Source organism: Stenotrophomonas sp. 86156_Sma (assembly GCF_056481625.1).
On record NZ_CM151157.1, the window covers coordinates 4,362,979 to 4,377,770 of the forward strand.

At 66.2% G+C, this 14,792-nt stretch carries 14 protein-coding genes; 3 read left to right on the plus strand and 11 right to left on the minus strand.

Features of this window, described 5'->3' with window-relative positions:
* Positions 1-60: 60 nt before the first annotated feature.
* Both smeE and smeD read right to left on the minus strand, forming a co-directional pair.
* Entirely contained in the window at positions 61-3,183 is a 3,123-nt protein-coding gene (smeE, locus tag ACZK33_RS20180; RefSeq protein ID WP_032129007.1) for a multidrug efflux RND transporter permease subunit SmeE, read from the minus strand.
* 12 nt (positions 3,184-3,195) lie between these two features.
* Positions 3,196-4,380 carry a multidrug efflux RND transporter periplasmic adaptor subunit SmeD gene (smeD, locus tag ACZK33_RS20185; RefSeq protein ID WP_032129008.1) on the minus strand — a complete coding sequence of 395 codons (1,185 nt, stop codon included), beginning with the start codon at positions 4,378-4,380 and terminating at the stop codon, positions 3,196-3,198.
* Between the two features lie 227 nt (positions 4,381-4,607).
* Here smeD and smeT point away from each other — a divergent pair, with 227 nt between their 5' ends.
* The 3 genes from smeT to ACZK33_RS20200 are packed head-to-tail and all read left to right on the plus strand — an operon-like array spanning position 4,608 to position 6,801.
* Complete coding sequence (gene smeT / locus ACZK33_RS20190; RefSeq protein WP_032129009.1) at positions 4,608-5,267, plus strand: efflux transporter SmeDEF transcriptional repressor SmeT; 660 nt, start codon at positions 4,608-4,610, stop codon at positions 5,265-5,267.
* Positions 5,264-5,773, plus strand: coding sequence for a MepB family protein (locus ACZK33_RS20195; RefSeq protein WP_423175586.1), 510 nt, complete (start codon positions 5,264-5,266; stop codon positions 5,771-5,773). Before smeT ends, ACZK33_RS20195 begins: the two co-directional genes overlap by 4 nt.
* Before the next feature lie 35 nt (positions 5,774-5,808).
* Positions 5,809-6,801: a Gfo/Idh/MocA family protein gene (locus ACZK33_RS20200; protein ID WP_478453795.1), complete on the plus strand. Its 993-nt coding sequence runs from the start codon at positions 5,809-5,811 to the stop codon at positions 6,799-6,801.
* A gap of 54 nt (positions 6,802-6,855) precedes the next feature.
* On the opposite strand, the gene hslU is transcribed toward ACZK33_RS20200, so the two are convergent.
* The 9 genes from hslU to ACZK33_RS20245 form a co-directional block, all read right to left on the minus strand.
* A complete protein-coding gene (gene hslU, locus ACZK33_RS20205; protein ID WP_423175589.1) occupies positions 6,856-8,229 on the minus strand; it encodes an ATP-dependent protease ATPase subunit HslU in 1,374 nt (457 codons plus the stop codon).
* A 103-nt stretch (positions 8,230-8,332) separates the two neighbouring features.
* Positions 8,333-8,884, minus strand: coding sequence for an ATP-dependent protease subunit HslV (gene hslV / locus ACZK33_RS20210; protein WP_005411093.1), 552 nt, complete (start codon positions 8,882-8,884; stop codon positions 8,333-8,335).
* Between the two features lie 172 nt (positions 8,885-9,056).
* The gene (locus tag ACZK33_RS20215; protein WP_032129030.1) at positions 9,057-9,257 is read right to left on the minus strand and encodes a DUF3079 domain-containing protein; all 201 of its coding nucleotides are present in this window, start codon (positions 9,255-9,257) and stop codon (positions 9,057-9,059) included.
* 77 nt (positions 9,258-9,334) lie between these two features.
* Positions 9,335-10,225, minus strand: coding sequence for a tyrosine recombinase XerC (gene xerC, locus ACZK33_RS20220; protein WP_049399238.1), 891 nt, complete (start codon positions 10,223-10,225; stop codon positions 9,335-9,337).
* 13 nt (positions 10,226-10,238) lie between these two features.
* Entirely contained in the window at positions 10,239-10,913 is a 675-nt protein-coding gene (locus ACZK33_RS20225; protein WP_032129013.1) for a DUF484 family protein, read from the minus strand.
* Positions 10,910-11,761 carry a diaminopimelate epimerase gene (gene dapF, locus ACZK33_RS20230; RefSeq protein ID WP_423175063.1) on the minus strand — a complete coding sequence of 284 codons (852 nt, stop codon included), beginning with the start codon at positions 11,759-11,761 and terminating at the stop codon, positions 10,910-10,912. The genes ACZK33_RS20225 and dapF overlap by 4 nt, the downstream gene beginning before the upstream one ends.
* Positions 11,754-12,026, minus strand: coding sequence for an LPS translocon maturation chaperone LptM (gene lptM, locus ACZK33_RS20235; protein WP_049399234.1), 273 nt, complete (start codon positions 12,024-12,026; stop codon positions 11,754-11,756). Before lptM ends, dapF begins: the two co-directional genes overlap by 8 nt.
* A gap of 82 nt (positions 12,027-12,108) precedes the next feature.
* A complete protein-coding gene (locus ACZK33_RS20240) occupies positions 12,109-12,534 on the minus strand; it encodes a YbaN family protein (protein ID WP_106469167.1) in 426 nt (141 codons plus the stop codon).
* 54 nt (positions 12,535-12,588) lie between these two features.
* Positions 12,589-14,700, minus strand: a complete 2,112-nt coding sequence (locus tag ACZK33_RS20245; protein WP_423175064.1) for a S9 family peptidase — start codon at positions 14,698-14,700, stop codon at positions 12,589-12,591.
* Between the last annotated feature and the right edge of the window lie 92 nt (positions 14,701-14,792).

The following is a 14,792-nucleotide window of genomic DNA, read 5'->3' on the forward strand; positions in this document are numbered from 1 at the left end:
CGTTGGATTCACATCACGCGGGCAGTAGGTGCCGGCCAGCGGCCGGCACTACCGTTTCGCTTACGTGGAGGATTTGCGCTTGAACACGCGCTGCACCACCACGAAGAACAGCGGCACGAAGAACACGCCGAGCACGGTGCCGACGATCATGCCGCCAAGCACGCCGGTGCCGATCGCCTGCTTGGCACCGGAGCCGGCACCGGTGGAGATTGCCAGCGGCACCACGCCCATGCCGAAGGCCAGCGAGGTCATCACGATCGGGCGCAAGCGGTCGCGCACGGCGTGCATGATCGACTCGATCAGGCTGGCCCCCTTCTCCAGGTTTTCCTTGGCGAACTCGACGATCAGGATCGCGTTCTTGCTGGTCAGGCCCACCGTGGTCAGCATCGCCACCTGGAAGTAGATGTCGCGCTCCAGGCCCTTGAAGGTGTTGGCCAGCACCGCGCCGAGGATACCCAGCGGGGCCGCCAGCAGCACCGCGGTCGGCACGCTCCAGCTTTCATACATCGCGGCCAGACACAGGAACACGATCATCAGCGACAGCGTGTACAGCAGCGGCGTCTGCGAGCCGGCCTGGCGTTCCTGGTAGGACATCGCCGTCCACTCGATGCCGAAGCCCGCCGGCAGCTGCTTGGCCAGCTGTTCGATCTCGGCCATGGCATCACCGGACGCGACACCCGGGGCCGGTTCGCCCTGGATTTCCATCGCCGACACACCGTTGTAGCGCTCAAGACGCGGCGAACCATAGTCCCAGTGCTTGGTGGCGAACGCGCTGAACGGCACCATCTCGCCCTTGTCGTTCTTCACGGACCACAGATCGAAGTCCTCCGGCACCATGCGGAACGGCTGGTCGGCCTGCACGAACACACGCTTGACGCGGCCACGATCGACGAAGTCGTCGATGTACGAGCTGCCCCATGCGGCGGCCAAGGTACCGTTGATCTGGTCGATCGACAGCCCCAGCGAGGTCGCCTTGGCTGCATCGATGTCGATGCGGAACTGCGGCGTGTCTTCCTGGCCGTTCGGGCGCACGTTGGCCAGCTTCTTGCTGCCGGCGGCGAGGCCCAGCAGCTGGTTGCGCGCGGCCACCAGTGCCTCGTGGCCCTGGCCGCTGTTGTCCTTCAGGAAGAAGGTGTAGCCCGACGCGGTACCCAGTTCCGGAATGGCCGGCGGCGGGAAGGCGAAGATGAAGGCATCCTTGATCTGGCCCAGTGCCGCCATCGCGCGACCGGTGATCGGCATCACGCCATTGTCGGCGTCACGCTCGCTCCAGTCCTTCAGCTTGACGAATGCCATGCCCGCGTTCTGGCCCATACCGGCGAAGCTGAAGCCCTGCACCGAGAACACCGAGTCCACCGCATCCTTCTCGTTCTGCAGGAAGTGGTTTTCCAGTGCCGCGATCGATTCCAGCGTACGTTCCTGGGTGGCACCGACCGGCGCCTGCACCAGCGCCATCAGCACGCCCTGGTCTTCATTGGGCAGGAACGAGCTGGGCAGGCGCACGAACAGCACGCCCATCAGCACGAACAGTGCCGCCACGATGCCCATGAAGCGCCACGGACGGTGGATGATGCCGCGCACACCGCGCTGGTAGCTTTCGCTGGTGCGGTCGAAGCCGCGGTTGAAACCATTGAAGAAACGACCGGACCAGCCCTTGTGTGCGACGTGGTGCTCACCCTTCTTCAGCGGCTTGAGCATCGTCGCGCACAGCGCCGGGGTCAGCACGATCGCGACCAGCACCGACAGCGCCATCGCCGAAACGATCGTGGCCGAGAACTGGCGGTAGATCACGCCGGTGGAGCCGCTCATGAAGGCCATCGGCACGAACACCGCCGACAGCACCAGGCCGATACCCACCAGCGCGCCGGTGATCTGGCCCATCGACTTGCGGGTGGCCTCAAGCGGCGACAGTCCTTCCTCGGACATGATGCGCTCGACGTTCTCCACCACCACGATGGCATCGTCCACCAGCAGGCCGATCGCCAGCACCATCGCGAACATGGTCAGCATGTTCACCGAGAAGCCCAGCATCGCCAGCACGCCGAAAGTACCCAGCAGCACCACCGGCACGGCGATGGTCGGGATCAGGGTGGCGCGGAAGTTCTGCAGGAACAGGTACATCACCACGAACACCAGCACGATCGCCTCGATCAGGGTCTGCACCACGCCCTTGATCGACACGCGCACGAACGGGGTGGTGTCGTACGGGATCTCGGCCTTCAGGCCGGCCGGGAAGAAGCTCTTCATGTCCTGCAGCGCGGCATCCACGCCGGCCGCGGTATCCAGCGCGTTGGCGCCGGTGGCCAGGGTGACCGCCAGGCCGCTGGCCGGCTGGCCGTTGTAGCGGGTGACGAAGTCGTAGGACTCTGCACCCAGTTCGACACGGGCGACATCGCCCAGGCGCAGCTCGGCACCGTCCTGCGCACCGCGCACGATGATGTTGCGGAACTGTTCCGGGGTCTGCAGGCGCGACTGCGCATTGATGGTGGCGTTGAGCTGCTGGCCCTTGATCGACGGCGCGCCGCCGAGCTGGCCGATGGCCACCTGGGCGTTCTGTGCCTTGACTGCTGCGGTCACTTCCGCAACCGACAGGCCGTAGGTGTGCAGCTTGTTCGGGTCCAGCCAGATACGCATGGCGTACTTGCCACCGAACACCTGGATGTTGCCCACGCCCGGCACGCGGCTCAGACGGTCGACGACATTGGAACCGACGTAGTCGGCGATGTCGTTGGCGTCCATGCTGCCGTTCTCGGACACGAACGCGATGACGTTCAGGAAGCCCGAGCTGGACTTGGCCACGTTGATGCCCTGCCGCTGCACTTCCTGCGGCAGCAGCGGCATGGCCAGCTGCAGCTTGTTCTGCACCTGCACCTGGGCGATGTCCGGGTTGGTGCCGCTCTCGAAGGTCAGGGTGATGGTGGCCTGGCCGTTGGATGAGCTGTTGGAGGAGAAATAGATCAGGCCATCAAGGCCCTTCATGTTCTGCTCGATGATCTGCGTCACCGAGTCCTCGACCACCTTGGCCGATGCACCCGGGTAGGTGGCGCTGATTTCCACCGCCGGCGGTGCGACGTTGGGGTACATCGAGACCGGCAGCTTGAACAGGGCCAGGCCGCCGGCGAGCATGATGATGATGGCGATCACCCATGCAAAGATGGGTCGATCGATGAAAAAGCGTGCCATGGGGTTCTCCGCTTACTTCGCGTCGCCGGCCGGAGCGGCAGGCTGGGCGGCCGCTGCCGGCTTGGCCGGAGCAGCGCCCTTCTCGGTGGCCTTGACCGGCATGCCGGGGCCGATCTTCTGCAGGCCTTCGACAATCACCTTGTCGCCGGCCTTCAGACCGTCCTCGACCAGCCACTTGTCGCCGACCGTGCGGCTGACCTTGACCGGGCGCACTTCGACCTTGTTGTCCTTGTCGACCACCATCGCCGAGGTGTCACCCTTCGGATCGCGGGCGATGCCGGCCATCGGCACCAGCACTGCATCGCTGCGCACGCCGCCGCCGATCACCGCGCGCACGTACGTGCCCGGCATCAGCAGGCCGTCCGGATTGTCCACCTTCACGCGCAGGCCGAAGCTGCCAGTGGCCGGGTCGACGCTGACTTCGGAGAACTCCAGCGTGCCCTTGTGCTCGAAGGTGCTGCCGTCTTCCATCAGGATGCTGACCGGCAGCGTCTGGTTGTCCTGCAGGCGGCCCGCGGCCAGCTCACGGCGCAGCTGCAGCAGCTCGGCCGAGGACTGGGTCAGGTCGACATAGATCGGGTCCAGCTGCTGCACGGTGGCCAGCGCATTGGCCTGGCCGGCGCTGACCAGCGCACCCTGGGTGACGCTGGACTTGCCGATGCGACCGCTGATCGGCGCGGTGATGCGGGCGTAGCCCAGAGTGACGTTGGCCGCATCCAGCGAGGCCTTGGCGGCGCCGACGTCGGCCTCGGCCTGCTTCTGCGCGGCCACCGCGTTTTCCAGGTCCTGCTGGCTGACCGCATCAACCTTGGCCAGCTCGGTGATGCGCTTGGCGCTCAGGCGCGCGGCGTTGGCGGTGGCCTCGGCACGCGCCAGCTGGGCACGGGCACTGTTGGCCTGTGCGCGGTAGCTGGCGTCCTCGATCTGGTACAGCGGCTCGCCGGCCTTGACCATGCCGCCCTCGGTGAACAGGCGCTTGGCGACGATGCCGTTGACCTGCGGACGCACTTCGGCGACCAGGAAGGCGTTGGTACGGCCCGGCAGCTCGCGGGTGAGGCCCACGGTCTCGGACTTCAGCGTGACCACGGTGACGTCACCCGGGCCCTGTTCGGGGGCCTGGGGTTGGCCGCCGCAGGCAGCCACGGTCGCGGCGATTGCCAGCGACAGTGCAAAGGGTCGGATTCGGCTCAGCAACATGACGGAAAGGCTCTTGAAGGAAAGGGTCTCAGCCAGCGCTGATACGGCGGACCCTCCACCAGCGAAGGTGAAGACCGTGCGAACAGCGCCCACCCGGGTGGAGTGGGAGCCGGACGGGCCTGCCACGCACACGACGGGAATGATGGGTGCGAAATATACATACATGCTTGTTTGTTTGTAAACCGGTACAATTCAGCCACGTTTCACCCGCACTCTTACCCACACCCATGGCCCGCAAGACCAAAGAGGACACCCAGGCAACCCGGGAAGGCATCCTTGACGCCGCCGAAGCCTGCTTCCATGAACACGGCGTGGCCCGTACCACGCTGGAGATGATCGGTGCCCGCGCCGGCTATACCCGTGGCGCGGTGTACTGGCACTTCAAGAACAAGAGCGAGGTGCTGGCCGCGATCGTCGAACGGGTGCACCTGCCCTTCATGCAGGAACTTGAGCGCACCTCCACCGACCAGCGCGACACACCGGTGCACGACCTGCGCGCAGTGATGATCCACTCGTTCATCGAGCTGTCCGAGGACGAACGCCTGCGCAAGACCATGGAGATCATGCTGCGCAGCGACGCCTCGGCCGATACCAAGGTGCTGACCGAAATGCAGCAGGCCGGCTTCCGCGATGCGCTGGACCGGATGGAGCGCGCCCTGCGCCGGGCCCAGGACCTGGGCCAGCTGCGCGAAGGCGCGGACCCGAAGATCGCCGCGCGCATGCTGCACGCCACTGTGCTGGGCGTACTGCATGGCGCGATGGTCGAACCGGAACTGATGGACCTCAAGCGTGACGGCATGCTTGCGCTGGACATGACCCTGGCCGCCTACGTGAAAGAAGGCGTGTTCGTGCCCGGAACGGTGCCCGAGCCGCTGCCCGAAGCATGAGCGGCATTGCTACCGCCACTGCGGCACTGCACGATCTCTACCTGCCCGCAGGGCTGCAGTTGACCGGACCGATCGTGGCGGAAGCGGAAAGCGCAGAGTACGGTGCCTGCCGCTTTACCCTTGAGGGTCACAGCATCGTGTTCCGCGTCGCGAAGATCACCCCCACCAAGACCGGCCAGTTCGTAACCCTGTGGAAGCGCCCCGCCCCCGGTTCTGATATCGCTCCATTGGATGCAGCCGATGCTGTGCACTTCGTGGTGATCGCGGTCTTCGACGGAACACAGCGCGGGCAGTTCATCTTCAGTCGTGACCTGCTGATCGAGCGCGGCGTGATGTCGCGCGATGGCGAGGGCGGAAAGCGCGCCCTCCGTGTCTATCCGCCGTGGAGCACGCCGACCGCAAAGGACGCGATCCGGACCCGGCAGTGGCAGCTTCGTTGCTTCCTGCCCACCGGCGCCGATGTCTCCGCCTCCGCCGGTGATCGATTACGCTCACTGTTGGGTTGAACCCGGCGGACCTTCCCTTTTCTGGACGCATCGTGATGATCCTGGACAACGTGGTATGGGGCTTCATCGGCTGTGGCAGCGTCACCGAGAAGAAGAGCGGGCCGGCCCTGGCCAACACGCCGGGCTCACGGGTGGCCGCGGTCATGCGCCGCAATGCGGCGTTGGCCGAGGATTATGCGCGGCGCCATGCGATTCCCCGCTGGTACGCGGACGCCGATGCACTCATCGCCGACCCGGAAGTGAACGCGATCTACGTTGCGACGCCGCCCTCCACGCACATGCACTACGCGTTGCAGGCGATTGCCGCGGGCAAGCCGGTCTACATAGAAAAGCCGATGGCCATGGATCACGCGGAATGCGAACGCGTGCTGGAGGCCAGCGCGCGCAGTGGCGTGCCGGTGTTCGTGGCCTACTACCGCCGCGCCCTGCCCCGCTTCGCGCAGGTGAAGCAGCTGCTGGACAGCGGCACGATCGGCACGCCGCGCAGCGTGCGCGCCACCCTGCACCGGCCACATTCGGCGAACGCTGCATCGCCGGACTTCTGGCGGACCAATCCAGCAATCTCCGGCGGCGGCCTGTTCGTCGATCTGGGCTCGCACACCCTGGACCTGCTGGATCATCTGCTGGGGCCGCTGAGCGATGTGCGTGGCCTGGTCAGCTCGTTGACCGGCGCCTACGCCGCCGAGGACAGCGTTTCGATGTGCTTCCGCACCGGGACGGGGGCGCACGGCATCGCGCACTGGAGTTTCTGCGCGTTCCGCCGCCAGGATGAGATCGAAATCACCGGCGATCGCGGACAACTGCGCTTTGCCACCTTCGAGGACATCCCGGTGGTTCTGGAGACCGAGGCCGGCGTGCAGGCGTTCGACATCCCGAACCCGCCGTCGATCCAGCAGCCGTTGATCGCCACTCTGGTGGATGAGCTGCGCGGCAACGGCCACTCGCCATCGAACGGCATCAGCGCCGCCCGCACCAGCGCGGTGATCGACCAGGTGCTGCAGGCCTACCGCATACGGCACTCGCGCTGACTGCCAAAGCAGAAGGCCGCCTTTCGGCGGCCTCATGCTTTGCAGCGTCGGGCGTTACAGGATGTAGCGGCTCAGGTCCGGGTCCTGCACCAGCTCACCCAGATGTGCATCGACGTAAGCGCTGTCGATGGCCAGGATTTCGCCGTCGCGGTCCGGTGCCTCGTAGCTGAGCGAATCCAGCAGCCGCTCCAGCACCGTATGCAGGCGACGGGCACCGATGTTCTCCTGGCGCTCGTTCACCTGGAAGGCGATCTCGGCCAGACGATCGATGGCGTCAGCAGTGAAGCTGACCTTGACGCCTTCGGTGGCCAGCAGCGCTTCGTACTGTTTGGTCAGCGCGGCCTTCGGCTCGGTCAGGATGCGCACGAAATCACCCTTGCTCAGCGCACCCAGCTCCACGCGGATCGGGAAGCGGCCCTGCAGCTCCGGAATCAGGTCGCTGGGCTTGGCCAGATGGAACGCGCCCGAAGCAATGAACAGGATGTGGTCGGTCTTGATCGTGCCGTACTTGGTCGACACGTTGGAGCCTTCCACCAGCGGCAGCAGGTCGCGCTGCACGCCTTCGCGCGACACGTCGCCACCACCCACGTTGTCACCACGCTTGGCGACCTTGTCGATCTCGTCGATGAAGACGATGCCGTGCTGCTCGCAGGCCTCGATCGCGGCAGTGCGGATGTCGTCCTCGTTGACCAGCTTGCCGGCTTCTTCCTCGATCAGCAGCGGACGCGCGGCCTTGATGGTCAGCGTGCGCTTGTGCGCCTTGGCGCCGCCGCCGAGGTTGGCGAACATCGACTTCAGCTGCTGGCCCATTTCCTCCATGCCCGGCGGGGTCATGATGTCCATGCTGACGTTGGCAGCCAGGTCGAGCTCGATCTCGCGCTCGTCCAGCTCACCGTTGCGCAGCATCTTGCGGAACTTGATGCGGGTCTCGTTGTCCTGCGCCGACGGCTCATTGCGGGCGACTTCCGGATCGAAACCGATGCCACCGCTGCGGCGCGGCAGCAGCGCATCGAGGATGCGGTCTTCGGCGCGCTCCTCGGCCTGGGTACGCACGCGCACCTTGGCCTGTTCGCGGTACAGCTTGACCGCGGTATCGGCCAGGTCGCGGATGATCTGCTCGACGTCCTTGCCGACGTAGCCGACTTCGGTGAAGCGGGTGGCTTCGACCTTCACGAACGGTGCGTTGGCCAGCGTGGCCAGTCGACGCGCGATCTCGGTCTTGCCGACGCCGGTCGGGCCGATCATCAGGATGTTCTTCGGCATCACTTCATTGCGCAGCTCGGGCACCAGCTGCATGCGGCGCCAGCGGTTGCGCAGGGCAATGGCCACGGCGCGCTTGGCGTCGTGCTGGCCCACGATATGCCGGTCCAGTTCCTGCACGATCTCGCGCGGGGTCATGGTGGCGGAGGAAACTTCGATCTTCGACATGGATGTGCTCACGGATTCATTGTCGGTAGTGCCGGCCACTGGCCGGCAACCAGGCACGCGTGCGGGGGATCATGAGGTTGCCGGCCAGCGGCCGGCACGCCCCTCACAGCTCCTCGACCACCACGTTGCGGTTGGTGTAGATGCAGATGTCGCCGGCAATGCCGATCGCTTCGCTGGCAATGGTGCGCGCATCCAGTTCGGTGTGCGCCATCAGTGCGCGCGCGGCCGACAGTGCATAGGAACCACCGGAACCGATGGCGATGATGCCGTCCTCCGGCTCGATCACATCACCGGTGCCGCTGATGATCAGCGAGGTTTCCTTGTCGGCCACTGCCAGCAGGGCCTCGAGCTTGCCGAGACGGCGCTCGGTGCGCCAATCCTTGGCCAGTTCGACCGCAGCGCGCTGCAGCTGGCCGTGCTTTTCCAGCTTGGCCTCGAACAGCTCGAACAGGGTGAAGGCATCGGCGGCGGCACCGGCGAAGCCGGCCAGCACCTGGCCGTCTCGGCCGAGGCGGCGCACCTTGCGCGCATTGCCCTTCATCACGGTGTGGCCCAGCGTGACCTGGCCGTCGCCGGCAATGGCCACGTGCTCGCCGCGACGGACGCAGACGATGGTGGTGGCGTGGAAAACGTTGGGATTCTGACTGGGGTCCATGCGGCCTCCGATAGCTGTTCCCGGGACATGGGGACAGCGCCGGGTGCGATCAAGCCTGTGCGGATGGCTGCCGTTCAGCGCTTGGCCGCGCCCCATCGACAGGAGGCGCCTTTCTGACGAGCGCATCGCAATGCGCGCGGATCCCACCGCCCGAACGTGGAACACCTGCCGTTCAGCGTTTTGCCTGCGACGGCCGATCCGGATTCGGCTCGATGCCCCAGGCGAGGTACCAGTCTTCACCCTGCGTCTCGATCGGGTGCTGGGTGCGGCCGGAGCCATTGCCGCAGGCCAGGGCGTCAGCCGCGCAGTAGCGGTCGCAGCCCCAGCAGATGCGCTCGGGGTGTTTGGGATGCAACGGTATGGGCTTCGCCATGGTGGCGGTGTCCTCGTGGCCTGCGGCCACGATGCGCCGATAGCGCCCGCCCTGCCCTGATCCAGATCAAGGGCGCGCTATTCAGCCTTGTCGTCCTTGCTGCGGCGCTTCGCACGTGGATGCGCGGCGTCGTAGACCTTGGCCAGGTGCTGGAAATCAAGGTGGGTGTAGATCTGCGTGGTGGCGATGTCGGCATGGCCAAGCAGTTCCTGCACGCCACGCAGGTCACCGGACGATTCCAGGATGTGGCTGGCGAAACTGTGACGCAGCATGTGCGGGTGCACGTGCTTGAACAGGCCCTGGCGCTGCGCCAGCTGGCGGATGCGGATCTGCACCGCGCGTTGGCTGATCGGTCCGTTGCGGCCGGGAAACACCGGCGAGGCCGGGCCGCCCCCGCTTTCCGCACGCCACGCCTGCAGTGCTTCGCGTGCCGGCCGGCCGAACGGTACCCGGCGCTGGCGGTTGCCCTTGCCCAGCACGTTGACCAGGCCGCTGTCGAAATCCAGATCCCGCCAGGTCAGCGCGCAGACTTCGCTCAGGCGCAGGCCAGAGGAATAGAACAGTTCCAGCAGCGCGCGGTCACGGCGGCCGAGTTCACCTTCCGGTTCCAGCTCGACCAGCTGCACGGCTTCGTCGGCGTCAAGCACCTGCGGCAACCGGCGCGGCGCACGCGGCGCCTTCAGCGTCGCCGCCGGACTGACCTCGATGCGCCCGTGCTTGAGCAGCCAGGCGTAGAAGCTGCGGCACGCCGACAAGCGGCGTTGCAGGCTCTTGGCCGACAGGCCTCGGCGATGCTCATCGGCGACGAACTGACGCAGCGCCTCGGCATCAAGTGCCTCCACCGCAACACCGCGCGGCTCGGCCCAGACCGACAACGCGTCCAGGTCACGGCGGTAGGCATCGAGCGTATGCGCCGACATCCGCCGCTCTACCTGCAGATGCTGCAGGAAGGCCTGTACCGCGCTCATCGTCGTATCCTGCTCAGCCCGGAAAGCGCTTCAGGCCGGTGGCCAACGCATCGCCCATCATGCGCAGGAACAGCGTGCCCATGCCCGGGTAGAAGCGGTTCGGGTCGTGGCTGCCCACGGCAATCAGGCCCACGCCCGGCAACGGCAACAGCGCGGTGGTCTGCACTTCTTCGCTGCGCACGCCGTACAGCACGGCATTCTTTTCTGGCTGCAGGCGCCCGCAGATCGGCTCGCCGTCCTTCAGGCAGTCGCGGAACGGGCCCAGCTGCGCATCATCGGCGGCGATCACCTGCAGCCAGTCGGCCTGTTCCAGCCCGGCCACCGGTGTGTGCACCACCAATCGCACCAGGTCGCCGGCGAAATCTTCCTGCAGCGAGGCAGCCATCGCACGCAGGGTGTCGGCGGCGTTGTCCTGCTTCATCAGCGCCAGGGTCAGCTGATGCGTGCGCACTGCCAGGCGTTCATTGACCTGGGCGGTGGCACCCAGATCGGCCAACCGTCGTGCCAGCTCGCGGTTCTTCTCGCGCAGCACTTCCAGCTGGTAGCTAGCCAGCGACGCGGTCGGGCCGTCGTCGCGTGGCACCACCAGGGTCAGGGCCAGGTCCGGGAACTGCTTGAGGAAGCCCGGATGCCGCCGCAACCAGGCAGCGACTTCATGGGCCCCGAGCTTGTCGACGGTTTCGGTCATGCGATCCACTCCCCTTCGAAGACGAATGCGGTCGGGCCGGCCATCACCACCGGCTGGCCATCGCCCGGCCACTGGATGCGCAGGTCACCCCCGGGCAGGCTGATGCGCGCATCGCGCTGCAGGCGGCCACGCTGCATCAGGGTCACCGCAGCGGCGCAGGCGCCGCTGCCGCAGGCCAGGGTTTCGCCGACACCACGTTCATTCACACGCAGACGTGCATGCGCCGGGCCCATCACCTGGGCAAAACCCACGTTCACCGAGCGCGGGAACGAGGCATGCTGCTGCAGCAGCGAACCGACGCGCTCGACCGGTGCTGCATCGATCAGGCCCACTTCGATCACCGCATGCGGATTGCCCATCGACACCGCGGCGAAGCGTATGCTCTCGCCCTGCAACGGCAGCAGGTACTCCTCGCGTGCATGGGCGAAGCCCACCAGCGGCACGTTGACCGGCTCGAACGCAGGCACGCCCATGGTCACAGCGAACTGGCCATCGCCCAGGGCCTTCACCTCATGACTGGCCAGCGGGCTGTCGATGACGAACTGATCCCCCTGCGCACTGCCCTCACGCACCAGCCAGGCCGCGATGCAGCGCGCGCCGTTGCCGCACTGCTCGGAGTTGGAACCGTCGGCATTCCAGATGCGGTACGACGCCACCGAGCCTTCCGCGCGCGGCGCTTCGATGGTCAGGATCTGGTCGCAGCCGACGCCGGCGTGGCGGTCGGCCAGGCGCGCGGCCAGTTCAGGCGTGGGCGGCGCGCTGCCGTCACGCAGGTCGATCACTACGAAATCATTGCCCGCGCCATGCATCTTGCTGAAGCGCAGCGCCTTGGAACCGGCCTTACTCATTCCCGCCGCCCACCTTCTTCGCAGGCGCAGGCGCCGGTTGCGTGGTCGGTGCAGCCGGCTCCACGGTCGTGGCCGGGGTGCCGCTGCCTTCGGTCTGCGCCGGGGTCGCTTCGGTAGCGGGCTCGGCAACCGGTTCGACGGTTTCTTCCACCGGCACCGGCTTCTGCGGCAGTACCAGCGGGCCCTTGTTGCCGCAGGCGGCGAGGAGCAGCAGCGAGGCCGCTGCCAGCGGAATCAGGATGGCGTTTCGATGGGGGATCTTCATGCCCCGAGTATAGCCATTGGCGGCTGAGCGGTTGGTGCAGGGGATCGGGTTGCCGGCCAGCGGCCGGCACCACCGCAGGCGTTCAATCTGCAGGCGGCGGCAGCGGCCGGGTCCACAGCCAGATCGCCACCACGGTCATGCTGCCGATCGAGAACCACTTCACCCAGGCGATCGGCACGCACCACAGCATGATGCCGGCGCACACTGCCATGGTGATCGTGGCCATCCACTTGCCGTAGCGGCTGACCGCCCCGTGTGCCTGCCAGTTGGCAATGGCCGGGCCGAAGCGCGGGTGCTGCAGCAGCCAGTTGTGCAGGCGCTCGGAACCACGCGAGGCAGCCCAGGCCGAGATCAGGATGAATACGGTGGTGGGAAGGCCCGGCACGAAGATGCCGACGATACCGGTGCCCAGGCTGACGTAGGCCAGCAGCCACCACGCCCAGCGGAAACGCACCACGCGCGGTGGCGTGGCAGCATCGCGGGGTGCGGAGGGGTCGGGCTGGCTCATGGCCGCAAGGATACCGGTTCGGGATGCCAGGCAACGCCCGGCACCCCTGCACCATTACGGCTGGGCGATGCCCAGCTGCTGCAGCACGAACGCGTACGACTCGGACAGTTCACGGTAGCGCTGGAAGCGCCCCGACTTGCCGCCGTGGCCGGCTTCCATGTTGGTGCGGAACAGGATCGGGTAATGGCCGGTGTTGTCGTCACGCAGCTTGGCCACCCACTTGGCCGGCTCCCAGTACTGCACCTGCGAATCCCACAGGCCGGTGCCCACGAACAGCGCCGGGTACGCCTGCTGCTTCACGTTGTCGTAGGGCGAGTAGGACAGCATGTAGTCGTAATACTGCTTCTGCTCGGGGTTGCCCCACTCGTCGTATTCGTTGGTGGTCAGCGGAATGGTCGGGTCGAGCATGGTGGTGACCACGTCGACAAACGGTACCTGCGCCACCATCACCCGGTAGTCCTGCGGCGCCTGGTTGGCCACGGCGCCCATCAGCAGGCCACCAGCGCTGCCGCCGGACGCGGCGACGCGATCCTTCGCCGCCCAGCCCTGTGCGACCAGGCCGCGGGTGACGTCGATGAAGTCGTTGAAGGTGTTCTGCTTGTGCAGCAGTTTGCCGTTCTCGTACCAGTCGCGGCCCATCTCCTGGCCGCCACGGATATGGGCGATGGCATACACCACGCCACGATCGAGCAGGCTCACCGCGGTCTGGTTGAAGTACGGATCCATCGACATGCCGTAGCTGCCATAGGCGTACTGGAACAGCGCGCCCTTGCCATCCTTCTGGTAGCCCTTGCGGTAGACCAGCGACACCGGCACCTTCACGCCATCGCGCGCGGTGATCCAGACACGATCGGTTTCGTACTTCGACGCGTCATAGCCGATCACCGGTTGCACCTTCAGCTGGCGGCGCTCGCCGGTGGCGGTGTTCAGCTCGAACACGGTGGTCGGGGTGGTCATCGAGGTGTAGACGTAGCGCAGCCACGGCGTATCGGCCTCGGTGTTGTCGCCCAGGCCCATCGAGTACGCCGGCTCATCGGCCTTCACGTAGTCACTGCGGCCATCCTTGAACAGCAGGCGGATGCGCTCCAGGCCCTCGGAACGTTCGGCGATGGCGGTGTAGCTGTCGAACAGCTCGAAGCCTTCGATGAACACCGCATCGTCATGCGCGATCCAGTCCTTCCACTGTGCGCGCGAGGTCGCATCGGTCGGTGCGGTGACCAGCTTGAAGTTCTTCGCACCGTCGTTGGTGCGGATCACCCAGCGGCCGTCGTAGTGGTCAGCGTCGTACTCCACATCGCGCTGGCGCGGCGCCAGTACGGTGAACGTGGTCGGGTCGCTGGCCGGCGCGTAGCGCTCTTCCGAGGACACAGTGCTGTGCACGCCGATGGTGATGAAGCGATCGTCGCGGGTGCGGCCGATGCCCATGTAGAAGCTGTCGTCCTTCTCTTCGTAGACGACGGTGTCGGCGCTGGCCGGGGTGCCCAGCACGTGCTTCTTCACGCGCACGGTCAGCAGCGTTTCCGGATCGTTCTCGACATACAGCACGGTGCGGTTGTCGTCGGCCCAGACCAGGTCGCCGGAGCTGCCGGTGATCACATCAGGCAGCACCTTGCCGGTGGCCAGGTCCTTGAAGCGGATGGTGTACTGGCGGCGACCGACATCATCATCGGCCCAGGCCAGCAGCTGGTTGTCCTGGCTGACTTCCATCGAGCCGACGCTGAAGTAGCCCTTGCCGGCGGCCATGGCGTTGACGTCCAGCAGGATCTCTTCGGCCGCGTCCATGCTGCCCTTGCGGCGCGCGTGGATCGGGTAGTCCTGGCCGGTCTCGAAGCGGCTGTAGTACCAGTAGCCGCGCTCACGCGCCGGCACGCTGGAATCGTCCTGCTTGATGCGGCCGACGATCTCCTTGTACAGGGTGTCTTCCAGCGGCTTCAGCGGTGCCAGCAGCTGGTCGGCGTAGGCATTCTCGGCCTGCAGGTAGGCCAGCATGTCCTTGTTCTCGCGCTTGTCGTCGCGCAGCCAGTAGTAGTCATCGTTACGGGTCGCGCCGAACGGCGCCTTGACCACATGCGGGTGCTTGGCGGCATCCGGCGGAACAGGCGGCGTGGCGGCGGTAGCGGTCGTGGTCATCAGGCTCGCAAGCAACAGGCAGAGGGTGGATTTCATGAGATAAGGCTCCTTGAGCCGCAATGCAATGGCGTCCTTGTGCTCGAGTCTGGGTTGCAGGAGGGTTGCGGGCAACCCTGCGGATGGTCATG